Raw genomic sequence first — 24,179 nt, 5'->3', positions numbered from 1 at the left:
GACTGTGGGTACAGCATCCGCGCTGCGGCGGCCGGACACAACAGCCACGCCCGGACCGTCGGGGCCCGCCGTACCGCCGGCTCCGCTCAGCCGCCGTTGACGGGGCGGAACGGCACGAGCCGCTGGCGTGGCTGCGCGCCGGCCACCGACGCCGCGACCCCGGCGGTGTCGACGGTGTCGAGCAGGAGCCGGCCCAACGCGGCGTGCGCCCGTACCGCCGGGTGGGTCCCACCGTAGTTGTCCAGGTCGCCGAGGGAGTCGGCGAAGAACGCGTAGGTGAGCGCCGGCGCGCCGGTGGCGTCGAACATGATGCCGGCCTCGTGCCGGGCCGCGCCCCGGGTGTCGTAGTCGGCGCCGTACTTGGTGGCCACCCGACTGCGCTGCGCCGAGGACATGTCCCGGCGGATGCCGTCGTGGTAGCCGTTGATCCAGCGCAGGATGCCCAGCAGGAAGTTCGCCGACCGGGTCGACAGCAACGTCCGGGCGGCCAGCCGCCGGAGCAGGTCGTGGGTCTCCCGGGGCGTGGTGACCCCGAGGTAGAACCGGTTCGGGTTGGCCACCGGCTCCACCCGGGTGTGGGCGAACCCCTTCGCGGCGAGGATCTCGTTGATCTCCAGCGCCGGCACCACCCGGCCGCACATCCGTACCGCCGTGTTGTCCGAGACCAACAGCAACGCGGTGAGCACGTTGGCCAGGGTGAGCTCGTCACCGTAGACGGTCTGCAGGAAGTAGATCCCACTGCCGCCGAGGATGATGTCGGCGGTCAGGTCCAGCCGCTGGTCGAGGCGGAGCTCACCCCGGTCGATCTTGTCCATGACGGCCACCGCGACGGCCAGCTTCTGCACGCTGTAACCCTGGGTGACCCGGTCGGCGTCGTCGGCGACCACCGGCTGCAGGGTGCCCGCCGGATCACGCAACGCCACGTGCGAGTGCCACACCCCGCCCGCCGCCGCCTTCTGCTGCTGGTAGGCCTGCCGGATCCGGGTCGCCGGGTCGACGACCCGGTCCACACCCGGTCCGCCGGGTCCGGCATCGGGCGGGCCCGGGTCGGTCGGTCCGGCGGCCCGCGCTGCATCCGGCGTCACCGCCCACGCGGCTGCCGCCGCCCCCACACCCAACGCCAGCCGCCGACTGACCTGCTCCGCCATGCGTTGCTCCCCTGTTCGACCGACACCACCGACAACCGCCTCGGAGCACATCGGACCGAGTCGGCTCGCGTCAATATCGCACCCGGTCGAGGCGGCACGCCACCTCCCACCCCGCGACCTGCCGCGGCGTCGCACCCGGCGTCGGCGGGCCCTCGGTGCTGATCATCGTGTCGGTGGGGCTTGTTACGGTCGCACCCGTCATCGCACAGCAAAGCCGGAGGCCGGTGTGATCAACTCCCATCTGACGTCGTTCGCCGGGCTGCCCGTGGCACCCTTCGTGCCGGGCGGCACACTGCCGGACGACCCGTCGGCAGTCGCCTGGCGACTGGAGATCGAGGACTTCGACGCCGAGCCGGAGGTCTTCGCCGCCCTGTTCGCCGCGTTCCGCGCCGAGGTGCCCGCCGAGGCGGTACGCGCGGTGGTCATCGGCGAGTGGGGCGCGGCGTACGAGTCCGCTCCCCCACTGGACCTGCTGGTCGCCGCAGCCGGCGAGTGGACCGGGCTGCGCCACCTCTTCCTCGCCGACCTGGTCGGTGAGCAGTGCGAGATCTCCTGGATCACCCACGACGACATCACCGGGCTGCTGCGGGCCTACCCGGCGTTGGAGACGTTCTGGGTACGCGGCGGCAACGAGCTGCGGCTGGCGCCGCTGCGCCACGACGGGCTGCGGGAGTTGGGTTTCCAGACCGGCGGGCTGCCCGCCACGGTCTCCCGGGCGGTCGCCGCCAGCGACCTGCCGGCCCTGCGCCGCCTCGACCTCTGGCTCGGCCAGCAGCAGTACCAGGGCGACACCACCGGCAAGGACCTCGCCGAACTGCTGGCCGGCGACCGGGTGCCCGAGCTGCGCCACCTGGCGATCTGCAACTCCGAGTTCGCCGACGACATCGCCCGGGCGGTCGCCACCGCCCCGGTGGTGGCCCGGCTGGAGGTGCTCGACCTGTCCAAGGGGGTGCTCACCGACACCGGCGGCGAGGCACTGCTGGCCGGCCAGCCCCTGACCCACCTGCGCCGGCTCGACCTGAGCCACCACTTCCTCTCCGAGCAGTGCGCCGACCGGCTGGTCGCCGCCCTGCCCGGCGTCGAGGTCGACATCGCCGACCCGCAGGAGGTCCACGTCTACGGCGACCGCGAGTACCGCTTCACCGCGGTCGGCGAGTGAACCGGCCATGACCTTCGGCGCACACGCCACCCACTTCGCCGGCCGCCCCGTCGTCCAGGTGCCACCCGACGGCCCGCTGCCGGACGTGGCCGGCCCGGTCGCCTGGCGGCTGGCCGTCAACGACTTCGACCAGCAGCAGGAGCACGTGCCGTCGGCGGCCTTCGCGGCAGCCTTCGACCGCTTCGTCACCCAGGCCGGCCCGACGGTGGAGTCCCTGGTCGTCGGTGCCTGGGGCTACGCGGCGTTCAACACCGCCCCGATCGAGCAGATCTGCGCCGCCGCACCCCGGCTGCCGGCCCTGCGGTCGCTCTTCCTCGGCGACATGACCTTCGACGAGTGCGAGGTCTCCTGGATGCTGGTGGGCGACGTCAGCCCGCTGCTGACCGCGTACCCGCAGCTGGAGGTGCTGTGGGTACGCGGCGGCCAGGACTTCCGGTTCACCCCGGTCCGGCACCCGGCCCTGCGGGAGCTGACGGTGCAGAGCGGCGGGCTGTCCCGGTCGTTCGTCGGCGCGACCCTGGACTCCGACCTGCCCGCCCTGACCGACCTCGAACTGTGGCTCGGCGACCCCGACTACGGCGGCGACACCGAACTGGCCGACCTGGCCCCGCTGCTGGCCGGGCAGCGCTTCGCGGCGCTGCGTCGGCTCGGGCTGCGCAACGCCCAGCACGCCGACGAGCTGGCCGAGGCACTGGCCGACGCCCCGGTGGTGGCCCGGCTGCGCCGGCTGGACCTCTCCCTGGGCACCCTCGGCGACCGGGGCGCCCGCGCCCTGCTCGCCGGCCAGCCCCTGACCCACCTCGACCAGCTGGACCTGCACCACCACTACCTCACCGACACCACGGCCGCGGCGGTCACCGCCGCGCTGCCCGGGGTACGGGTGGACCTCTCCGACCCGCAGGAGGAGGACTCCGACGACGACGAGCCGCACCGCTACGTGGCGGTGGGCGAGTGACCACCGGCCGGCACCCGACGGGGCCGCCATGCGGCTGACCGTACTGGGCAACCCGGACAACCGCCGGGTCACCGGCTTCACCGCGGCGGTACGGGCCGCCGGGCTGCCCGCACCGACCGTGCTGCCCTGGGCCGACCTGCTCACCGGCGCCACCCCACCCGGGCCGGGCACCCTGCTGCGCGTCGACTCCCCCGGCGAGGACCCGCAGGTCGACCGGCTGCTGCGCGGGGCGGCCGCCCCGGCCCGCCACGGCGAACTGCTCGGCCTGGCCGACACGTACGCCGGGATGGTCGACGCCCTCGACCGGGTCGCCGCCGGCGGTGCGGAGCTGCTCAACGACCCGACGGAGATCGCGGTGCTCTGCGACAAACGCCGCTGCCACGCCCGGCTGACCGCCGCCGGGGTGCCGGTACCCCCGGCCCTCGGCCCCGTCGACGGGTACGCCTCGCTGCGGGCGGCCATGGACCGGGCCGGCTGGCACCGGGTCTTCGTCAAACCGGCACACGGCTCGTCGGCCGCCGGGGTGATCGCCCTGGCCGTCGGCGCCCACCGCCTCCAGGCGGTCACCCCGATCGAGGTGGCCCCGGACGGGCTGTTCAACTCCCTGCGGATCCGCCGCTACGACGACGAGGCGACCATCGCCGCCCTGGTCGACCGGCTCGCCCCCGAGGGCCTGCACGTGGAACGCTGGTTACCCAAGGCCGGGCTCGGCGACCGGGTGGTCGACCTGCGGGTGGTGGTGGTCGCCGGTGAGCCCCGCCACGCGGTGGTGCGCACCGCACGGGGCCCGCTGACCAACCTGCACCTGGGCAACGCCCGCGGTGACCTGACCGCGCTGCGGGCCGCCGCCGGCCCGGCCGCCTGGTCGGCGGCGATGCGCACCTGCCAGCGGGCCGCCGCCTGCTTCCCGGGCAGCCTGCAGGTCGGGGTCGACCTGATGTTCCTCACCGGCTGGCAGCGGCACGCCGTCGCCGAGGTCAACGCCTTCGGTGACCTGCTGCCCGGGGTGCTCGCCGACGGCCGGGACACCTACGCCGCGCAGGTCCACGCCCTGACCAGCGGCCAATGGGCCCGCTGGCGGGCGACCGCACCGGAGGTGCCGGCATGCGGAGCCTGATCGGCAGCCACGACATCTGCCTGGTCACCCTGGACACCCTGCGCTACGACGTGGCCGCCGAACTGGCCGCCACCGGCCGCACCCCCGCGCTGACCCGGCTGCTGCCCGCCGGCCGGTGGGAACGGCGGCACTCCCCGGCCAGCTTCACCTACGCCGCCCACCACGCCTTCTTCGCCGGCTTCCTGCCCACCCCCACCACCCCGGGCCGACACGTCCGGCTGTACGCCGCGGCCTTCCCCGGCAGCGAGACCGCCGGCGACGACACCTGGGTCTTCGACGCCCCGGACCTGCCCACCGCCCTGGCCGGCCAGGGCTACCACACGCTCTGCCTGGGCGGGGTCGGCTTCTTCAACCAGCGCAGCCCGCTCGGCGCGGTGCTGCCCGGACTCTTCACCGAGGCGCACTGGGAGCCCGCCTTCGGCGTCACCGCACCGGACTGCCTGGACGCCCAACTCGACCGGCTGGCGCAGGTGCTGCCCACCGTCGCGCCGACCCGGCCGCTGTTCACCTTCCTCAACGTCGCGGCGCTGCACCAACCCAACCGGCACTACCGGCCCGGCGCCGAACGCGACGACCTGACCAGCCACGCCGCCGCCCTGGAGTACGTCGACGGCCGGATCGACCGGCTCGTCGCCCTGCTCACCAGCCGGGGCCGGCCGGTGTTCACCATCGTCTGCGCCGACCACGGCACCGCCTACGGCGAGGACGGGCACACCGGCCACCGGATCGGCCACGACGTCGTCTGGAGCGTCCCGTACGCCCACTTCACCCTGCCCCCGGGAGCACCGTGACCAGCACCGACCAGCACCTCGACGGCTCGCCCTACCAGCAGTACGTGTACGCGTACCCGCACAAGACCTCGTACCGCGCCCTGCGGCCCCGGCCGACGCTGGCCGAGGTGTGGCGGGCCGAGCCCCGCGACGCGCTCTTCCTCTACCTGCACGTGCCGTTCTGCGAGATGCGCTGCGGCTTCTGCAACCTGTTCACCCGCGCCCACGCCCCCGCCGACCAGGTCACCGCCTACCTGCGACAGCTGCGCCGACAGGCCGAACAGGTAGCCGACAGCCTCGGCGGCGACGCCGGGTACGCCCGCACCGCCCTCGGCGGCGGCACCCCCACCTACCTGACCGCCGACGAGCTGACCGAACTGTTCGACATCGCCACCACCACGATGGGCGCCCGGCTGCCCGGCGTACCGCTGTCGGTGGAGACCTCCCCGGCCACCGCGACCCCGGAGCGGCTGGCGGTCCTGGCCGCGCACGGCACCACCCGGGTCAGCATCGGGGTGCAGAGCTTCCTGGACGTCGAGGCCCGCGCCGCCGGTCGGCCGCAACGCCGCACCGAGGTGGAGGCGGCCCTGGCCGCCATCCGCGACGCGGCGATCCCGGTGCTCAACATCGACCTGATCTACGGCATCGACGGGCAGAGCGCCGAGACCTGGCGGCAGAGCCTCGACGCCGCGCTGGCCTGGCAGCCCGAGGAGCTGTACCTCTACCCGCTGTACGTGCGACCGCTGACCGGGCTGGGCCGACGGGCACCCAGCCGGGCCGACTGGGACGCCGACCGGCTGGCCCGCTACCAGCAGGCCGTGCAGGTCCTCGGCGCGGCCGGCTACCGGCAGGAGTCGATGCGCCAGTTCCGCCGGGCCGACGTGCCCACCCCCGCCGGACCGGACTACTGCTGCCAGGCCGACGGCATGGTCGGCCTCGGCTGCGGCGCCCGCTCCTACACCACCGACCTGCACTACTCGTTCGACTACGCGGTCAGCGTGTCGCAGGTGCGCGCGGTCCTCGACGACTACCTGTCCCGCCCCGCCGACGACTTCCGGTACGCCGAGATCGGCTACCGGCTCGACGCCGTCGAACAGCGCCGACGCTGGCTGCTCCAGTCACTGCTGCGCGTGCAGGGGGTGGACGCCGCCGCCTACCGGGCCCGCTTCGGCGCCACACCGGTCGACGACTTCCCACAGCTGGGCGAGCTGGCACGGCGGGGCTGGGCCAGCGCCGACGGGCTGCGGCTGACCCCGGCCGGGTTGGCCCGCTCCGACGCGATCGGCCCGTGGCTGACCTCCCACCAGGTCCGCCACGCGATGGACGGGTACGCCCTGCGGTGAGCCTGGCGATCCTCTACCGCGGCCCGCTGGCCAGCTGCAACTACGACTGCCCGTACTGCCCGTTCGCCAAGCGCCACGACCCGCCGGAGCTGCTGGCCGCCGACCGGACGGCGTTGGACCGGTTCACCGCCTGGGTCCGGCAGACCACCGACGTACCGCTGTCGGTGCTGTTCACCCCGTGGGGCGAGGGGCTTACCCGCCGCTGGTACCGGGAGGCGATGGTGGCCCTGTCGCACCTGCCGCACGTGCGGCGGGTGGTCATCCAGACCAACCTGGCCGCCCGGGTCGACTGGCTGGCCGACGCCGACGCCCGGCGGGCGGCCCTGTGGACCACCTACCATCCCGGCCAGGTGAGCCGGCAACGCTTCCTGGACCGCTGCGCCCGCCTGTCGGAGCTGGGCGTGCGCTACTCGGTGGGGGTGGTCGGCCTGCCCGAGCACCTCGCCGAGGCCCAGGCGCTGCGCGCCGCCCTGCCCGCCGAGGTGTACCTCTGGGTCAACGCCGCCGAGGGGCACCGCTACGACGCCGCCGAGGAGGCGCTCTGGACGGGGCTGGACCCGCTGTTCGGCTACAGCGTCCGCCCGCACCTCTCCCTGGACCGGCCCTGCCACGCCGGGGAGACGGCGATCTCGGTGGACGGCGACGGCACCGTCCGCCGCTGTCACTTCCTGCCCACCCCGATCGGCAACCTCTACGACGGGTCCTGGCGAGCGGCGCTGCGGCCCCGCCCGTGCCCCGCCGCGACCTGCGACTGCCACATCGGCTACGTCCACCTCAAACCGCTGGGCCTGCGCGACGTCTTCGCCGGCGGGGTGCTGGAACGCATCCCGGCCGTCTGGCCACACCCGGCACCCGACTCAGCCCGCCTTGCCGACCCCGGGCACGTCGTCGGCTGACCCGCGGCGGTGCGTCACCAACAGCGCCACCAGGACGACCCCGGCCAGCGCGGCGCAGGTGGCAAAGGTCGCCGGCACCGACGTGGCGCTCTGCACCGGCCCGAGCAGCAGCGGAGAGACGAACTGGCCGGTGAAGGTGGCGGTGGCCAGCAGCGCGGTGGCCTGGCCGCGTCGGTTCGGCGGCACGTGCTCGGCCACCAGCAGGGTCATCGCCGGCACCGCCACCCCCATCCCGATGCCGAAGACCGCCGGTGCCACCAGCAGCAGCGCCGGCACGTCGGTCACCGCGAGGGTGGCCAGCGCCACCGTCCAGGTCGCGAACGAGACGATCACCAGCCGGGGGTTGCCGAGCCAAGCCCGCAGGCGGGCGTAGCCGAGGCCGACCAGGCTCATCACCAGCGACATCGTCGCGGTGAACAGGGCCACCGTGAACGGTCTGGTGATGCCCACCTCGGCCAGCCGCAGCGGCAGGAAGACCAGCACGCCGTAGAGCAGGCCACTGGCCACGAACTGCAGACCGCAGAGGACCAGGACCTGCCGGGGGAAACTGAACAGCCGACCCAGCGCAGCCCCGGCCCCGCCCGGCGGACCCGCCGTGGTCGCCGGCAGCAGCCAGAGCACCGCCAACCCCAGCGGCACACCCAGCAGGTACACCGCGAACGGGGCGTGCCAGGAGATCGCCCCGAGCGCGCCACCGACCATCGGGAAGCAGATGCCGCCGAGACTGATCGCGGTCGACCGCCACCCCATCGCCCGGTCCCGGGCCGCCCCCTCGTAGAGGTTGAGCAGGCCCACCGTGGCGCCGGTGAAGACGACCGCCGCGCCGACGCCGAAGACCAACCGGCTGGCGATCAGCACCGGGTACGAGCTGACGACCAGCCCCACCGCGCCGGCCAGCCCGTAGAGCACCAGCCCGGCGGCGAGCGGGCCGCGTACCCCCCAGCGGTCCATCGCCCGACCCACCAGCGGCCCGGCCAGCGCCAACGACAACCCGTGGGCGGTGAGGATCAGGCCGGCGGCGGCCGAGGTCAGGCCCAGGTCGGCCCGGATCAGCTCGATCACCGGCACCAGGACCGCACCGGCCATCACGGTCAGGGTCGAGGCCAGCAAGAGCACGGCCAACACGGACCCGTCGGTACGCCGCCCGGGGTCGGCCTTCGCGGCGACCGGGCCGGTCATCGCCGATCCCCGTTCGGCGTGTCGGCGGCGTGGCGGTGAGCGACGGTCATCGGATCAGCATTCACCGCTTCCAATGTGGAGGTCAAGGTCGTTAATCCGACGTACCACCAGCGTTCCATCGGCGGTGACCCTGCCGGTCCGGATCGTCCGGCGCGGCGCGGCCGGAGCTCCGGCCGGCGGCTGCCGGCGGCAACGCGGTGCCGCCGGCAGCACGGTGACCGGCCGGACTCAGAGCCGGGCACCCACCTCCGCGCCGTTGCTCGGGCGCAGGAACGACGAGGTCGGGATGGACCCGTCCGCCGCCCGTGGGCCGGTGATCGTCGAAGGGTCGGTGCTGACGAAGGTCCAGCTGCCGCCGAGGTTCCAGGAGTTGCCGGCGCCGGTGGAGCTGCCCAGCGAGGCGTTGGTGCCGCCGTTGCCGACCGACAGGTTGCCGGTGAGTCTGGAGGTGGACCGGGAGACGTTGAAGCCGTCCTTGCCGTTGTCCCAGGCGGTGTTGCGTTCCCAGACCAGGGTGCCGGGGTTGCCGTTGTCGATGAAGCCGCTGGCCGAGTTGTCCCAGGCCATGCTGTTGCGGGTCAGGTGGTTGACGGCCGGGCGCGGGTCGGTGCCGCCACCGTTCTTGAAGCCGTTGCCGTCACCTGTGTAGTGGGGCAGGTTCCACCGGTTGTAGCCGTTTCCGTAGGCGACGCTGTTCTCGATCACGATCGGGCTCAGGAAGAGCCAGGCGTCGAAGCCGTCGTCGGCGTTGTTCCACAGCCGGGCCCCCCGGACCACGTTGCCGGCGCCGGAGCCCTCCTTGATGGCCAGACCGTCCGCGCTCTCGCCGTTCTTACGCGGGTCACGGTTGCCGTAGCTGTCCAGGTCGATGATCTGGTTTCCGGCCGAGGAACCCTGCAGGTGCAGACCGGACTCGTAGTTGTTCCGGGTGATCAGCCGCTCGTACCGGCCGTTGTTGGTGTCCATCCCGAAGATCCCGTACGGGCCGTTGATGATCTCCAGACCGACGAACCGCCACCAGTCGCCCTCGACGTGCAGGGCGCCCCGGTCCGGACGCGGGATGCTCGAGTCCACGGCGCCCGGGGTGTACGGCATGTTTTCCCCGTCGATGATCACGCGCTCGTCCTGGTAGTTGATGAGGGTGATCGGCTGGGTGGAGCTGCCGTCCTTGAGGATCTTGATGGTGACGTTCGGCGCGTACGTGCCGCCGCGTACCGCGATGGTGCCGCCCGGCTGGACCAGGTCGTGGGCGCGCTGGATGGTCCGCAGCGGCCGGGTCAGGGTCCCCGGGTTGGCGTCGTCACCGGTGGTGGCCACGACCAGGGTGCCGGTCGTCGGTGGCGCAGTGGTCACCGGCGGGGTGGTCGGTGGCACCGTCGTCGGCGGCGGGGTGGTCGGCGCGGTGCCGCCGGTGTCGACCCGTACGTCGTCGAAGGAGGCCGACGCGTACGCGGTCTGCAGACCGATCCGGCCGGCGCTCGACAGCGAGTTGGTCGCCTGCCCGACCGGGGCGCCGTCGACGGTGCCCCGGATGGTGCTGCCGTCGACGGTGATGGCGAGGGTGTACCAGGTGCCGGTGGCGACCGTCCGCGAGGCGCTGCCGAGCACCGTCACCGAACTGCCACTGACGGCCTGCAGTTGCACCTGGTTGCCGGCCAGCAGCGCCAGCCGGTAGTACCGCGTCGAGCCGGAGGCGCGGGCGAGCAGGCCGGCGTGGCCGCCCGCGCCCAGGCTGAGCGGCTTGACCCGGGCCTGCACGGTGTAGCTGGTCCAGCTCGTGCTGCCGGCGAAGATCCGGGCGTTCTCACTGCCGGAGTTGCTCTGGCGGACGACCGGGGATCCGTCGGAGACGACGGCCCAGGTCCCGCCCGACTTGGACCAGTCACTGATGTCGCCGTCGGCGAAGTCGTCGCTGAAGACGGTGGCGGCGGAGGCGGTGGTGGCCAGGCCGACCACAAGGGCGGCCGCGGATGCGAGCACCGCGGTCAGCACGAGAGCCAGCCGACGCTGGCGGGACGGGCGCATGACGGCTTACCTCCGGGGATGGAGTGGGTGATGGCCGGTGGTGGCGACACAGCCTGAGAAAGCGCTTTCCCCAGACGTTACGAGGAAATATTCACACGTGTCAACCACTTGTCGATCCGGCCCGGCGCGGCGAGAACGTCGGTCGACCCGGCCAGCGCCCACTCCCCACGAGGAGGGGCACACCCCGTAAAGCGTCCTAGGAGGATGGACTGATCGGGGGATCCGCTGCGGATGTCGTACCCGTCCTCCATGATCTTGTGGTCACGGCGGCCCCGGTTGCACCGGGTGACCGCCGCCGCATTGTCGACGCCGCCAGCACGGCGGGCGGGGAGGTTGGGAAGTGACCGACGCGGAACAGGACGGGTGGGCACGGCGCAGCGTGCTGACGGTGGTGCCACCGGCGCGGGCCCGCCAACTGGCCAAGGTGCCCTTCGTCGAGCTGGCTGACGGACGGTTGCAGGGAGTGGTCTCCAGCGGCTCGGACATCGAACGGGTCTACGTCTCGTCGATCGCGGCGGGCACGCACACCTACCACTGCAGCACCAACAACAACCGGCCCTGCGGCGGTCTGCGGGGGGCGCCCTGCAAGCACCTGCACCTGCTGGCCACCGAGGCGCTGGTCCAGTACGGGGTCGACCGCGTGGCCCGTTACCTGCGGGCCGAGGTGACCGACGAGGTGACCACCGGCGCGGAACTGCTGGCCCGGCTGGACACCCGGCACGAGCCCACCCCGGCCGCGGCGGTCTTCAGCAGCTTCCTGCGCCACCTGGCGTACCTGGAACTACCGGAGGTCGGCACGCCCGTGCCCGAGCTGTGCTGGTTCCCGTCCACCGTGGCCGGCCGCTGATGCGGGGCACCCAGATCGCCACGGTGCGCGACGAGCCACCGGCCGGACTGACCGAGGCCCTCGAGGTCGCCGCCGGCTTCGACGACACGCTGCTGCGCGGCTTCGCCCGGGTCGGCCCGGCCGACGCCGAGGCGCTGCAGGCCCTGGCCGCCGCACTGGCCGGCAGCCCACTCGCGGCCCGGGTGGCCGAGGCGGCCGGCACGGTGTCCGCCGGCCCGGTCACCGAGGCCGACCTCGCCGCACTGGCCGGAGCCCGCTCGGCGCTGCTCGGCGCCGCCCACGACGCCCTGCTCACCCAGCTCGACACCGCGCTCGGCCGGACCCGGGACGGTGCGGGCGATGGCGATGGCGATGGCCCGGCCGGTGACGGTGCCGGCCCGGTGCCGCCGGCCGCCGCGGTCGCCCGGTCCTGGTTGCAGGAGGTGGCGGTGGTCGGCTGGCGCGGCGTCGACCACGAGTTGCTCTCCGCCGCCGCCACCCCGGTCGAGGCGGCGCTCACCGAGCCCGGCCTGCGTCGGCTCGGGGTACTGCTCGACGGTCTCGCCGCCGAACTGCGGGTCAGCCTGCCGGTCGCGACGCTGCCGCAGGCGCCGACCCGCCGCTGGGCCGACCTGTGGGCCCGCGCCACCCTGCTCTCCTGGGGCGCCGCCGACGCGTCGCGACCGCAGACCCGGGTCTCCGGCCGGCTCCTCCCGCTCGGCGTGGACCTGCACCAGCACGACACGGCCGTGCAGGTCCAACTGCACGCGGTCCTCGAACCGACCGGTGGCCAGCCGCCCCGGCTGGTGCGGACCACGGTCGGCGCGGCGAAGGTGGACACCATCGTCGGACCGGCGCTGTGGCGGTTGCTGCGGGCCTGCCCGACCCTGCTCACCGCGGTGGCCGAGCGTCGCGCGCTCACCGTCACCGACCTGCCCCTCAGCGGCGGCGACCTGCACTGGGACGACGCGCGCGCCCAGCTCGGCGAGCCCGCCGACCCGTTCGCCACCGCCCGGGTCCTGCTCGCCACCGCCACCGCGTCCGCGCCGCCACCGCTGGACCGGCACCCCGCCGGCATCGCCGAGCCCGTCCTCCTGGAGGCATACGCCACGCGTACCGACGGTGCGACGCTCGTCTTCGACGTCGACGGCGAGTCGCTGCCGGTGGCCGTCGACCGGCTCAGCGCCGCCGGCCCGCTCACCGCCGACCTGGTCGCCGCCTCGTCGGCCTGCCTGGGGCTGCTGCGCTGGGACGACGGCCGGTGGTGGGTGCAGCCGTTGGCGGTGCGGGCCACCGTCCGGAAGAAGCCGGTCGAGGCGCACAACGGCGACTGGGCCGGCGGCGTCACCGATCCGAAGATCGCGAAGACCCAGGCCAGGGCGGGCGACGCCGTGGCCGTGTTGCGCGAACGCGCGGGACGGTTGCTGCGCCGATGACCGAGTCGGAGCAGGTCGCCCAGGCGGCGACGAAGAACGTACCGGCCGGCGACCTCGCCGACGCCAACCGCCGTCAGGTGCTCTACTGGCGGCTGCTGTCCCGGCTGTTCGACGCCAACGAGCAGCCCGCGCTGGAGACGGCGAGCATGGACGTGGTGGCCGATCTCGGGCTGCCGGCCGCGCTGCTGGACCCGGGCGTCTCGGTGGACTCCGTGGTGCAACGCTTCCCGGCGCTCGCCGACGAGCTGCGCGGCCTGCTGCGCCCCACCGGGGACGACTCCCCCACCGACGGCGCCACGGAGCCCACCGACGACACTGCGGACCCCACCGACGACACCGGGGACTCCACCGACGCCGGGGACCTGACCGGGGCCGCGACCGACGGGCCGTACCGGCCCGGTGCGGACGAGGTACGGCGGGCCGCGCTGGTGTCGAAGCTGCTGCTCAACGTCTTCGGCACCGGAGCCGGGCCGGTCAGCGCCGGTCAGCTCGCCGGATGGCAGGCCGACGCCGGCTGGTTCGAGCAGGCCCTCGGCGCCGAGGTCGGCGAGCTGCGCCGGCAACGTACCGGGCTCGGCGGCACCCTCGCCGGGCTGGAGGGCGACCTGGTCCGTCGGATGCACCTGCGGGAGGTGCTGGCCGACCCGAAACTGGCCCGCCAGCTCACCCCGAGCATGTCGCTGATCGAGCAGCTGCTGCGGGACAAGGCCAACCTCTCCGGGGTGGCGCTGGCCAACGCCAAGTCGCTGATCCGGCGGTTCGTCGACGAGGTCGCCGAGGTGCTGCGTACCCAGGTGGAGCGGACCACGGTCGGCACCATCGACCGGTCGGTGCCGCCGAAGCGGGTGTTCCGCAACCTCGACCTGGACCGCACCATCTGGCAGAACCTGACCAACTGGAGTCCGGCCGACGAGCGGCTCTACGTCGACCGGCTCTACTACCGGCAGACCGCCCGCCGGACCACCCCGTCGCGGCTGATCGTGGTGGTCGACCAGTCCGGTTCGATGGTCGACTCGATGGTCAACTGCACCATCCTGGCGTCCATCTTCGCCGGGCTGCCCAAGGTGGACGTGCACCTGATCGCCTTCGACACCCGGGCGCTGGACCTGACCCCGTGGGTGCACGACCCGTTCGAGGTGCTGCTGCGTACCAAGCTGGGCGGTGGCAACGACGGGCCGGTGGCGATGGCGATGGCCCAGCCGAAGATCGCCGACCCCCGGAACACGGTGATGGTCTGGATCTCCGACTTCTACGAGTTCGGCCGGTCCCAGGCGCTGTTCGACGGCATCGAGGCGGTACACCGCTCCGGGGTGCGGTTCATCCCGGTCGGCTCGGTCAGCAGCTCCGGTCAGCAGAGCGTCGACCCGTGGTTCCGGCAGCGTCTGAAGGACCTGGGCACCCCGGTCATCTCCGGTCACATCCGCAAACTCGTCTTCGAGCTCAAGAGCTTCCTCACCTAGGAGTCCATCCCCATGTCCGACATGTTGCGCGCCCCCGCCGAGACCAAGTACGCCGAGGAGCTGGACTACCTGGAGTCGGTCGACACCGGTCCGAAGCCGTTCTCCTGGCGGCTGAGCCCCCGCATGGTCCGACTTTTCGTCCTCGGCTCCGAACGGGCCGACGGCCTGGACCGGGAGATCGGCCAGAAGTGGTTCGGCGACCGCGGTCTCGTCGAGCGAAGCATCGTCACCCTCGCCTCCGACCGGGGTCTGCTGCTGATCGGCGATCCGGGCACCGGCAAGAGCTGGCTGGCCGAGCTGCTGTCCGCGGCGATCTGCCGCAACTCCACCCTGGTCGTGCAGGGCACCGCCGGCACCACCGAGGACCACATCAAGTACTCCTGGAACGTGTCCATGGTCATCGCCAAGGGACAGTCCCGCGCCTCGATGATCCCCTCCCCGATCATGACCGCGATGGAGCAGGGGGTGATCGGCCGGTTCGAGGAGCTGACCCGCTCCACCAGTGACGTGCAGGACGCGCTGATCTCGATCCTGAGCGAGAAGTACGTCTCCATTCCGGAGCTCAACGACGACAACATCGTCTTCGCCCAGCCCGGCTTCGCCGTCATCGCCACCGCGAACAGCCGGGACCGGGGCGTCAACGACCTCTCCTCGGCGTTGAAACGACGGTTCAACTTCGTCCGGATCCCGATGGTGGCCAACAAGCGCAGCGAGGCGGAGATCGTCCGGTTCCGTACCGAGGAGCTGCTCCGCCGGCACCGCATCGAGCTGGACGTGCCGCCCACCCTGCTGGACATCCTGTTGCAGAGCTTCGCCGACCTGCGGGCCGCCGCCGCGGCGGCCACCAGTGACGACGAGAAGCTGGAGTCGGCGCTCTCCACCGCCGAGCAGATCGGGGTGCTGGAGGACGCCATCCTGCACAGCCAGTTCTTCGGCGACCGGACGCTGCGGGCCCAGACCCTTGCCTCGTCGCTGCTGGGGTCGCTGGCCCGGCGCAGCCCGGAGGACCTGGCGATCCTCAACAAGTACCTGCACGGCGTGGTGGAGCCGCGCGCCAAGCAGGACGGCGGCGACTGGCCGGAGTTCCTCGACGGTGGCCGTCAGGCGATCAAGGCCATGTCGTGAGCGGCCCGCTTCCCCACGGCGTACTCGAAGCCGGGCCGGTGCCGGCGGCCCCCCTCGGCGACGCCGGGTCCGGGCCGTTCGGTGCGCTGCGCGATCAGCTCACCGAGGCGGCGGCGGCCTTCGCCGGCTCCCCCGACGCGCTGGCCGGCATCCTCGCCGGCATCGTCGACGACGTCGACCGGGCGTTGGGCGAGCGGTTGGAGATCTTCCCGGTCTGCCACCACTCGCCGGCCTCCGGGCTGGCGATGCTGCGCCGGCTGCGGGTCAAGCAGCCCAAGGTGATCTACCTGGAGCTCTGTGAGGATCTCCAGCCGCTCCTCGGTGAGCTGCGCAACTGCCGGCTGCCGGTGGCGGTGCAGGCGTTCGCCTCCGAACTGGACGGCTTCCCCACCGACTGGGCGCCGTTGAGCGTCATCGCCCCGATCACCGAGGCCTCCGCCGAGTACCAGGCGATCGCGTACGCGTTGCAGACCCCCGGGGTCGAACTGGTGCTGGTGGACCGTTCCACCGACCACGTCTTCCAGTGGTCCCCCCGGCACCGCGCGCAGCAGGCCGCCGACGACGACGGTGCACCGCAGGTCGCCGAGGACGACGGAGCACCGCCGGCCGCCGCCGCGGAGACCGGCGAGGCGACCACCGTCGGGGCCGCCGAGGAGGCGGAGCTGCACGGCGACGCGGTCGGGGTGGAGATCGGCGACCTGCGTCCCCGCTTCGCCGAGTTGGAGGCGCACCTGCTGCACCACGGCAAGGTGCGGCACTGGTCGGAGTGGTGGGACCAGTACGTCGAACGTCCGCTTGTCGACGCCGACCACGACACGTACCGGCAGGTCATGGTGTTGATCGGCAGTCTGTTCCGGCGGCTGCGCCCGAGCGACGCCAATCGCACCGGCACCGACGAGGACCGCGAGCGCTACATGTGGACCCGGATCCGCCAGCACCTGGCCGCCTCCGGCGCGGACCCGGCCGACTGCCTGTACGTCTGCGGCGCGTTCCACGCCGCCAGCCGGGTCGAGCAGTTCGGGTTGGACTCCACCGCGCCGGCCTTCGAGATCACCGAACGCAGCGGCACCGCCTGGCGGTACGGGCTCATCCCGTCCAGCCACTCGGCCATCGAGGCGCAGTTCGGCCTGGCTCCGGGCTCGGTGTCGATCGCGGCGGCCACCTGGGCCAAGGCGGTCAGCCGGGCCGGGGTCACGCCGTACCGGCTGTCCGGTCGCACCGAACGGTCCCGCGCCGGCGGCGGGCGGCGGGGTGCCCGCGCGGCGGCGCCCCCCGCCGGCGCCACCCCGGACGAGGTCACCGACCGGCTCAGTGGTTTCCTCGCCGCGCCCGCCGAGCCGGACGGGCTCGACGCCGCGGAGCTGCGCGGCTGGTGCGTGGACATCGTCCGGCTGGCCCGTCGCAACGGGTACCTGGCCAGCACCGCCGACGCGATCGCGGTCTTCGAGCACTCGATCCTGCTCGCCGGCCTGCGTAACCGGGCCCGGCCCACCGTGTACGACTTCACCGACGCGGCGGTGACCTGCATCGAGAAGGACGTGGTGCCGGGGCGGCGGGACGTCCGCCGGCTCTGCGAGATCCTGCTCGGCGGGGACCGGATCGGGCAGGTCGGCTACGACTCGCTGCCCCCGTTGGCCCGCGACGTGCTGGACCGGCTCCGACCGCTCGGGTTGGACCTGGAGAAACGCACCATCAGCCGGGCCCTGCTGGACCTGCGGGCCGATCCCGGGCTGGGTGCCTGCTCCGACCTGTTGTGGATGCTGCGCTACCTGCTGCCGCCGACCACGGTCCGCCCGATCATGGGCGAGCGGCGGCTCGGTCACCGGTCGATCCAGGAGAGCTGGGACCTGGCCCTCGGCCGCGACCAGCGGGCCCTGATCGAGCTGGGGTACGAGGGGGTCACCGTCGAGCAGGTGTTGGAGCTGCGCCTGCGCCGGGCGGTGCGCCACCCGTCGGCGACCGCCGCGACCGCGCTGGCCGCCGTCGAGGACGCGATCTGCCTGCTCGACAGCCCACGGCTGGTCGACGAGTTGGGCACCCGGGCGGTCGAGCTGCTGGCCGCCGAACGCAGCGTCGACGACGCTCCCGACGTGCTGCGCCGGATCCGGCGGCTACTGGCCCACTACCAGGCCACCGCGGCGCACCTGCCGGCCTGGTGCGCGGCGTTCGTGACCACCGGGTACGCGCACTACTGCACCCTGCTGCCGACCACCGTGATCGACGAGGAGACCGGCACCCGACAGGTCGGGGCGATGCTGGGCTTCCTGTTCAGCATGGAGAGCGTGGCCATCTCGCTGGGCTGCGACCGGTCCCAACTGGAGATCGCCGTCGACCAGTCGAAGCCCGAGGAGCCGGCGAAGGTGGCCCTGCTCTGGGCGGCCCGGCACCAGCTCGGCATCCTGCCCCTGGCCGAGTTGCGGCAGTGGTGTGCCGCGTTGCTGGACAACCCGCTGGTGGTGCCGGCCTTCCCCCGGTACCTTGCCGGTTTCGTACACGCCCTGGAACCGGTGCCGGGCCTGGCCCCGTTCGTGGTGGAGACCCTCTCCACCGCGTTCGCCCGACTGCCCGACCCGGTGCTGCTGCCCTGGCTGCCCACGCTGATCACCACCCTGCGGGAGCAGGGGCCGGAGCTGGTGCCGCTGCTGGTCCGGGAGGCCGGGCGCACCTTCCCGCCGACCGTGGCGGAGCTGGACGTCTGGGTGCCGCCGTGGCACGGTCCCGCGCCCGTCCCGGTGTCCGGTGGTTCCCCGGCCGGGCCCTCGCCGCGGGTGTCCGCCCTGCTGACCGGCCATCCGGCGGCGACCGACGCGGTGGCCGCGTTGCTGGGCTGTGCCGGCGACTGGCAGCCGGTGCCGTCGTCGGTCGGCACCGCCGGGGGTACGGCGTCCGCGGCCGGCGGCGCGGCGCTGGTGGCGGCGCATCCGGCCACCGGCACGGCCGTCGCCACGTTGCTGGCCACCACCCCGGGCCGCTGACGGGCTCCCGCCGGCCCGCGGTGCCGACATGCCGGCCGTCCGCACGAAGCGCCGGCCGGCGGTACCGAACTGCCGGCCGGCATGCCGAAGGGCCGGCCGGCGGTGCCAGAGGGCCGGCGGGAGCCCGGGATGCCGGACGACCGTTCAGTCCGGGGTGAGCCGGACCCGACGCAGCAACTGGGCGTTGAGGGCGACCACGATTGTCGACGCCGACATCAGGATCGCCCCGACGGCCGGGCTGAGGGTGAACCCCGCCCAGGCCAACGCGCCGGCGGCCAGCGGCAGGGCGACCACGTTGTAGCCGGCCGCCCAGGCCAGGTTCTGCCGCATCTTGCGGTACGAGGCCCGGGACAGCCGGATCACCGCGCCGACGCCCCGTGGGTCGGAGGAGGCCAGGACCACCCCGGCGGACTCGATGGCCACGTCGGTGCCGGCGCCGATGGCCAGCCCGACGTCGGCCCGGGCCAGGGCGGGGGCGTCGTTGACCCCGTCGCCGACCATCGCCACCCGCAACCCCCGGGCCTGGAGGTCGGCGACCACCCGGTCCTTGTCGGCCGGCAGCACCTCGGCGAAGACCTCGTCGACACCGCTGCGGAAGCCCAGCTCGGCGGCGACGGACTCGGCGACCGGGCGGGCGTCCCCGGTGATCATGGACTCGTCCAGCTCGGCGGCGCCGTCGATGATCCGGCCGTCGGCCGGCACCCGGGCACCGGCGCGGACCAGCACCGTGTCGCCGACGGTCAGTGCGCCCAGCGGCACCCGGTGCGCCGCGCCGTCCGGGTCGATCCGTTCGGCGTCGTCGGGCAGCAGCGCGGCCAGGGCGGTCAGCGCGCCCCGGGCCTGGCCGATGGCCTTCGTCTCCTGCCAGTGCCCGAGCAGCATGATGGTCACCAGGGCGGCCAGTTCCCACCAGAAGTCCAGGTCGAACGCGCCGAGGGCGGTGGCCAGGGAGGCGAGGTAGGCGACCACGATCGCCATCGAGACCAGCAGCATCATGCCGGGGGTACGGTCCCGGATCTCCCGTACCCCACCGACCAGGAACGGCCAGCCGCCGTAGCCGAAGACCACCGTGCCGAACACCGGGCCGACCCAGTCGGCGCCGGCGACGGCCGGCCGGTACCCGAACCAGTCCGTCACCAGGTGGCTGGTGGCCACGATCGGCAGGGTCAACGCCAGGCTCAGCCAGAACCTGCGGCGGAACTGCCGCAGGTCGTGCCCGGCGTGGGAGTCGTGCCCGCCGTGGGCCGGATGGTCGTGAGCCATGGCCGTCACCTCCGCACCCACCATGGCCCCCGCCGGGTCGCCGGGGCGAGCCGTCGGCACGGAACCGCCCGACCGGGATACTCCGGGTCGGGCGGTTCCAGGGTCGTTACGTGCGGACCGGACGGCCGGGACGGGTTGCGGGTCAGTCCCGCACGGCGGGGATCCGCAGGCCGGTGGCGGTGACGTTGCCGGCCACGTCGAACGCCCGGTACCGCAGGACGTGCCGGTCGTCGTCGACGCGCAACGGCGCCCGGTACGGCTGCCACTGGCCCTCGTCGACCCGGTACTCGACGCGGGCCAGGCCGGAGTCGGCGTCGGCCGCGTCGATCACCACCCGCCGGTCGAGCAGGGTCGCCGTCACCGTCGGCGCGGTCCGGTCCACCGTCACCGACAGCGACCAGGGGTTGCTCCAGAGCAGGTTCTGCGACTGGGCCCGGTACCGGATCTCGTACCTGCCGGCGGGCAGCTCGACCGGACCGGAGTACGGCACCCAGCCACCTCCGTCGATCTGGTACTCGGCGCTGCGGATGAGGGCTCCGTGTTCCAGGGTGAGTCGGGCGTTGCCGCCGTGCCAGCCGTCGTCACCCGGATCGGAGATCCGCGCCCGGGGCTGGCCGCCCCGGTAGCGCAGCGGCTCGACGCTGCCCAGCGTCGGCACCACGGTACGGATCGAGCCGTCCGCCTCGTGGTAGAGCCGGTCGATGGTGGTCTCCCGGTGGGTGCCGTCCCCACCCGGGATGGCGAACCGGTGGTACGCGACGTACCAGTCGTCGGTCCCCGGCACCTGCACGATCGAGTGGTGTCCGGTACCGAGGATGCCCTGACCCGGGTCCTTGGTGAGGATCTCGCCCCGGCTGGTGAACGGCCCCAGCGGGCTGGTCCCGACACCGTAGCCGACCCGGTAGTTCTCGCTGCGGGTGTCGTCGATCGACCAGGACAGGTAGTACGTGCCGGCCCGCTTGTGCAGGAACAGGCCCTCGCGGAAGTCCCGCAGGCCGGACAGCCGGACCCGGCTGCCGACGTCGTACGAGATCATGTCGTCGTTGAGCGGAACCACGTACGGGGTGCCGTTGCCCCAGTACAGGTAGCTCTGGCCGTCGTCGTCGGTGAACACCGCCGGGTCGATCTGCTGCGCGCCCTGGTAGTCGTCCTTGCTGACCAGCGGCTTGCCGAGCGGGTCGACGAACGGCCCGAGCGGCGAGTCGGCGACGGCGACGCCGATGTTCTGCTGGGCCGAGAAGTAGAAGTAGTACCTGCCGTTCTTCTCGACCGCGGCCGGGGCCCAGGCGTTCGTGTCGGCCCAGGTGATGTCCGGGCCCAGGTCCAGGATGGTGTCGTGGGCGGTCCAGTCGACCAGGTCCTTGCTGGACCAGACCGTGAACGTCGAGGCGCTCCAGCCCGGGAGGCCGTCGGTGGTGGCGTAGATGTAGTACGTGTCGCCGAACCGGACGATGTTCGGGTCGGCGTGGTAGCCGGGCAGCACCGGCGAGCGCATCGGCACGGTCCGCACCACCCAGGTCCGCCGCTCGCCGGCCGCGCTGGTGACGGTGACCCGTACCCGCGTGGTGTAGTCGGCGTCGGCGGCGACCCGCACGGTCGAGGTCGGGGCGACCACGTACGTCGGGGCGAGGGTGGCCAGGTCGGTGCCGGGCCGGACCGGCAGGGTGACGGTGCCGGCCGCCGCGTCGATCATCGCCGGCACCTTGAGGGCGTCGGAGCGCACCGCGACGACGCTGGTGCCGTTGGCGCCGAGCCCGGCGACCTCGGCCTCGTCCAGCGCCCGGTTCCACAGCGAGAAGTCACGCACCTGACCCTTGAGGTACCGGTCGGCGCCGTACTGGGACCGGCCCAGGTAGTTGGCGGTGGTCCGGCCGCCACCGATGTCACCGGGCCGGTGTGCCACCCCGGTCCGTTCGGCGACCCGCACCCCGTCGAGGTAGAGCCGGGCGACGCCGGCCGAGTCGAGGGTGTACGTCACCGTCTTCCAGGTGCCGCGCGGCAGCGCGCGGCCGCTGGTGACGGTCTCCTCGGTGGTCCAGTTCCCCAGGGCCAGGGAGGTGCGGTAGTTGTCGCCGGTGGTGAAGAGGTAGCCGTTGCCGACGCCGCCGGAGGTGTTGCCCAACCCCCAGACGAAGTACGGCGTGGCCTGGTCGGCGGCGATGTTCACGTCCATCGACACGGTGATCTCGTCGAGGCCGGCCATGATGTCGTCGGGCAGGTCGACGTGGCCGTCGGTGCCGCCGAGGCGCAGCGCGTCGTCGCGCCAGGCGGCGTCGCCGGCGAGGCTGGCGTGGTAGCCGTTGCCGGAGGCGTCGGTGACCGTGGTGCCGTCGCCCTGGGTGAGCGGGTAGTGCGCGACGAGTCCCTCGGCGGTGGCGCGCACCGGCGGCGGCGCGTCGTGCAACGCGTCGAGTTCCTTCCTGGTCACCGGGATGACGGTGCCGTGGCGCGGGCTGGCCGGCAGGTCGTAGGCGGCCGGCACCGTCCAGTCCGGGTTCTCCAGGTCGTCGGTGCCCAGCGGGATGTAACCCCGGCCGCCGTACTCGTCGACGAAGAGGTAGTACCTCGACCCGGAGGTGTCACCGGGGTTAGCCCGGAACACCGTCGGCCCCTCGACGGCCCGGGTGCCGGCGTCCCGACCGATGCATCCGGCCTGGAAGGTCCAGGCGGGCCGGCCCGGCCGGTCGACGGCGGTCAGCGAGGTCGACTTCTCCTGGATGATGTCGGAGCAGCCGGTGCCGCCGCCGCCCTCGTCCTTGGTGAACCGGTAGTAGGTCGACCCCTGCCGGATCACCGTGGAGTCGATCCGGGACTCGCCCCGGTCCTGCCACACGGTGGCCGGGCTGAAGGTGACGAAGTCACGGGTGGTGGCGGCCAGCATCCGGTTGTACGTGTTGCCGGTGTGCCCCGGGTCGTTCTCGGCGTACAGCTTCGAGGCCCAGAAGACCAGGTACTCGCCGCGCTCGTCGTCCCAGTACGCCTCGGGAGCCCAGGTGTTGCCGGCGGTCGGCGGGGAGACCTCGACGTGCCGCTGCTCCGACCAGGTGACCAGGTCGGTGGACTCCCAGACCTCCAGGTAGCGGCTGCCCTGCCGCTGGGCGGCGTCCCAGTCGCCGTTGCGGCCGATCGACAGGTCGGTGGCGATGAGGAAGAACCGGTCCCCCTCCGGGCTGCGGATCAGGAACGGGTCCCGCAGGCCCCGGGTGCCGAGGGTCGACTCCAGCTTCGGCCGTCCGCCGTTCAGCTCGGTCCACCGCAGGGCGTCGTTGCCCTGGCTGGCGGCGAAGTAGATCTTCTCGCCCTCGATCGAGTTGCCGGTGAAGTAGCTGAACGCGTAGCCGACGTAGGGTGCCGGCTCGGGCAGCTCCCGGACGGTCAACTCGAAGGCGCGTTCGGTGCGCGCGGTGCCGACGGTGACCGTGGCGGTCACCGTGACCCGCGCGTCGCCGGCACCGTGGGCCGGACGCGTCACCACCCCGTCCGGGGCGACGGTGCCGGGCCGGGTCGACCGCCAGGCGACGGTGGCGCCGCCCAGCCCGACGGTGGGCAGGGTGAGGTTGCTCCGCACGTCGTCGGGGTGCACCAGGCGCAGGGCGGCGGCCGCCGCCTCGGCCCGGGTGGTGTCGGTGAGCGCGATCGCGGTCACCTCGGCGGCGGTCAGGGCCCGGTCGTAGATCCGGAAGTTCGCCACCCGGCCCTTCAGGAAGCGGTCGCTGGCGTAGGTGGACCGGCCCAGGTTGTTCTGGGTGGTCCGGCCGCCACCGACGGCGCGGGGCAGGATGTCGACGCCGGTGTTGCGGGCGACCTGGACCCCGTCCTCGTAGAGGGTGCCGGTGGTCCCGGTCTGGGTGTACGTGACGGACTTCCACACTCCCCGGGCCAGGTTGGCGCCCTTGCCGGTGACCCGCTCACCGGACCAGTTGCCGGTGGTGATCCCGGTGCGCAGCGCGTCGCCGCTGGTGAACAGGTAGCCGGTGCCGGCCTGCGAGGTCGCCGGGTTGCCCAGGCCCCAGATGAAGTACGGGGTCTGCTGGTCGGGGGCGACCAGGACGTCGACCGAGACGGTGATCGACGAGAGCCCGGCCAGGACGTCGTCGGGCAGTCTGACGTGGTCGTCGATGCCGTCGAGGGCCAACCCGGCGGGGCCGGTCCAGGTCCCGCCGCCGGTGAGGGTGCCGTGTCGGCCGTTGCCGGAGGAGTCGGTGACGCTGGTGCCGCTGGACTGGGTCAGGTCGTAGCGCAGCACCAGGCCGTCGGTGACGTCGGTGCGGGCGTCGGTGGCGGTGGGGGCGGCGACCGACGCCGTGGCCGGGGTCAGTCCGACCAGGAGGGTCAGCAGCAGACCGGCGGCCAGCGGCCGGCCAGGACGCCGGGTCGCGGGGTCGACTGTGGATGGTGGTGGTGTTCGGCGAACGGCAGGGGGCACGGTGGATTCCCTCGACAGTGGGGGATGGGGGATGTGAGCGTTAACAGGATCGAATTGTTGACGTCACAAACACCTG

16 protein-coding genes are annotated in these 24,179 nt (G+C 73.2%); 11 read left to right on the top strand and 5 right to left on the bottom strand.

The window, feature by feature from the left end; translation table 11 throughout:
- Positions 1-86 precede the first annotated feature (86 nt).
- Positions 87-1,148 (bottom strand): serine hydrolase, encoded by a 1,062-nt coding sequence (locus tag GA0070617_RS14880; protein ID WP_091437884.1) that lies wholly within the window; start codon positions 1,146-1,148, stop codon positions 87-89.
- A gap of 226 nt (positions 1,149-1,374) precedes the next feature.
- Between GA0070617_RS14880 and GA0070617_RS14875 the strand changes: the two genes are divergently transcribed.
- Genes GA0070617_RS14875 through GA0070617_RS14850 form a run of 6 tightly spaced genes read left to right on the top strand, consistent with a single transcriptional unit; the run spans position 1,375 to position 7,388 of the window.
- Complete coding sequence (locus GA0070617_RS14875) at positions 1,375-2,307, top strand: STM4015 family protein (RefSeq protein ID WP_091437881.1); 933 nt, start codon at positions 1,375-1,377, stop codon at positions 2,305-2,307.
- A gap of 7 nt (positions 2,308-2,314) precedes the next feature.
- Positions 2,315-3,262, top strand: coding sequence for an STM4015 family protein (locus GA0070617_RS14870; RefSeq protein ID WP_091437878.1), 948 nt, complete (start codon positions 2,315-2,317; stop codon positions 3,260-3,262).
- Positions 3,263-3,290: 28 nt separating this feature from the next.
- Positions 3,291-4,379, top strand: a complete 1,089-nt coding sequence (locus GA0070617_RS14865; protein ID WP_091437875.1) for an STM4014 family protein — start codon at positions 3,291-3,293, stop codon at positions 4,377-4,379.
- Positions 4,367-5,170 carry an STM4013/SEN3800 family hydrolase gene (locus tag GA0070617_RS14860; RefSeq protein ID WP_091446434.1) on the top strand — a complete coding sequence of 268 codons (804 nt, stop codon included), beginning with the start codon at positions 4,367-4,369 and terminating at the stop codon, positions 5,168-5,170. The genes GA0070617_RS14865 and GA0070617_RS14860 overlap by 13 nt, the downstream gene beginning before the upstream one ends.
- Complete coding sequence (locus GA0070617_RS14855; RefSeq protein ID WP_091437871.1) at positions 5,167-6,492, top strand: STM4012 family radical SAM protein; 1,326 nt, start codon at positions 5,167-5,169, stop codon at positions 6,490-6,492. Before GA0070617_RS14860 ends, GA0070617_RS14855 begins: the two co-directional genes overlap by 4 nt.
- Complete coding sequence (locus GA0070617_RS14850) at positions 6,489-7,388, top strand: STM4011 family radical SAM protein (RefSeq protein ID WP_091437868.1); 900 nt, start codon at positions 6,489-6,491, stop codon at positions 7,386-7,388. Before GA0070617_RS14855 ends, GA0070617_RS14850 begins: the two co-directional genes overlap by 4 nt.
- Here GA0070617_RS14850 and GA0070617_RS14845 read toward each other — a convergent pair.
- Both GA0070617_RS14845 and GA0070617_RS31530 read right to left on the bottom strand, forming a co-directional pair.
- Positions 7,350-8,567 carry an MFS transporter gene (locus GA0070617_RS14845; RefSeq protein WP_091437865.1) on the bottom strand — a complete coding sequence of 406 codons (1,218 nt, stop codon included), beginning with the start codon at positions 8,565-8,567 and terminating at the stop codon, positions 7,350-7,352. The genes GA0070617_RS14850 and GA0070617_RS14845 overlap by 39 nt on opposite strands.
- Positions 8,568-8,795: 228 nt before the next feature.
- A complete protein-coding gene (locus GA0070617_RS31530) occupies positions 8,796-10,592 on the bottom strand; it encodes a right-handed parallel beta-helix repeat-containing protein (RefSeq protein ID WP_229688364.1) in 1,797 nt (598 codons plus the stop codon).
- Positions 10,593-10,971: 379 nt separating this feature from the next.
- Between GA0070617_RS31530 and GA0070617_RS14830 the strand changes: the two genes are divergently transcribed.
- From GA0070617_RS14830 to GA0070617_RS14810, 5 genes are read left to right on the top strand one after another with little or no spacing between them, the layout of a single operon-like run.
- Positions 10,972-11,439 carry a hypothetical protein gene (locus tag GA0070617_RS14830; RefSeq protein ID WP_091446430.1) on the top strand — a complete coding sequence of 156 codons (468 nt, stop codon included), beginning with the start codon at positions 10,972-10,974 and terminating at the stop codon, positions 11,437-11,439.
- On the top strand, positions 11,439-12,854 hold the full coding sequence (locus GA0070617_RS14825) for a hypothetical protein (RefSeq protein ID WP_091446432.1): 1,416 nt from the start codon (positions 11,439-11,441) through the stop codon (positions 12,852-12,854). The genes GA0070617_RS14830 and GA0070617_RS14825 overlap by 1 nt, the downstream gene beginning before the upstream one ends.
- A complete protein-coding gene (locus tag GA0070617_RS14820) occupies positions 12,851-14,314 on the top strand; it encodes a VWA domain-containing protein (protein ID WP_091437863.1) in 1,464 nt (487 codons plus the stop codon). Before GA0070617_RS14825 ends, GA0070617_RS14820 begins: the two co-directional genes overlap by 4 nt.
- A gap of 12 nt (positions 14,315-14,326) precedes the next feature.
- Positions 14,327-15,439: an ATP-binding protein gene (locus tag GA0070617_RS14815; protein WP_091437860.1), complete on the top strand. Its 1,113-nt coding sequence runs from the start codon at positions 14,327-14,329 to the stop codon at positions 15,437-15,439.
- A gap of 38 nt (positions 15,440-15,477) precedes the next feature.
- Positions 15,478-18,414 carry a DUF5682 family protein gene (locus GA0070617_RS14810; RefSeq protein ID WP_091446427.1) on the top strand — a complete coding sequence of 979 codons (2,937 nt, stop codon included), beginning with the start codon at positions 15,478-15,480 and terminating at the stop codon, positions 18,412-18,414.
- A gap of 144 nt (positions 18,415-18,558) precedes the next feature.
- Here GA0070617_RS14810 and GA0070617_RS14805 read toward each other — a convergent pair whose 3' ends face one another.
- Together GA0070617_RS14805 and GA0070617_RS14800 are read right to left on the bottom strand one after the other, a co-directional pair.
- Positions 18,559-19,677, bottom strand: coding sequence for an HAD-IC family P-type ATPase (locus tag GA0070617_RS14805; protein WP_229688365.1), 1,119 nt, complete (start codon positions 19,675-19,677; stop codon positions 18,559-18,561).
- A 142-nt stretch (positions 19,678-19,819) separates the two neighbouring features.
- Positions 19,820-24,103 (bottom strand): family 43 glycosylhydrolase, encoded by a 4,284-nt coding sequence (locus GA0070617_RS14800; RefSeq protein ID WP_217628816.1) that lies wholly within the window; start codon positions 24,101-24,103, stop codon positions 19,820-19,822.
- Between the last annotated feature and the right edge of the window lie 76 nt (positions 24,104-24,179).

This window comes from Micromonospora yangpuensis, from assembly GCF_900091615.1.
Lineage (GTDB): Bacteria > Actinomycetota > Actinomycetes > Mycobacteriales > Micromonosporaceae > Micromonospora > Micromonospora yangpuensis.
This window is presented reverse-complemented; position numbering and strand designations above follow the sequence as displayed.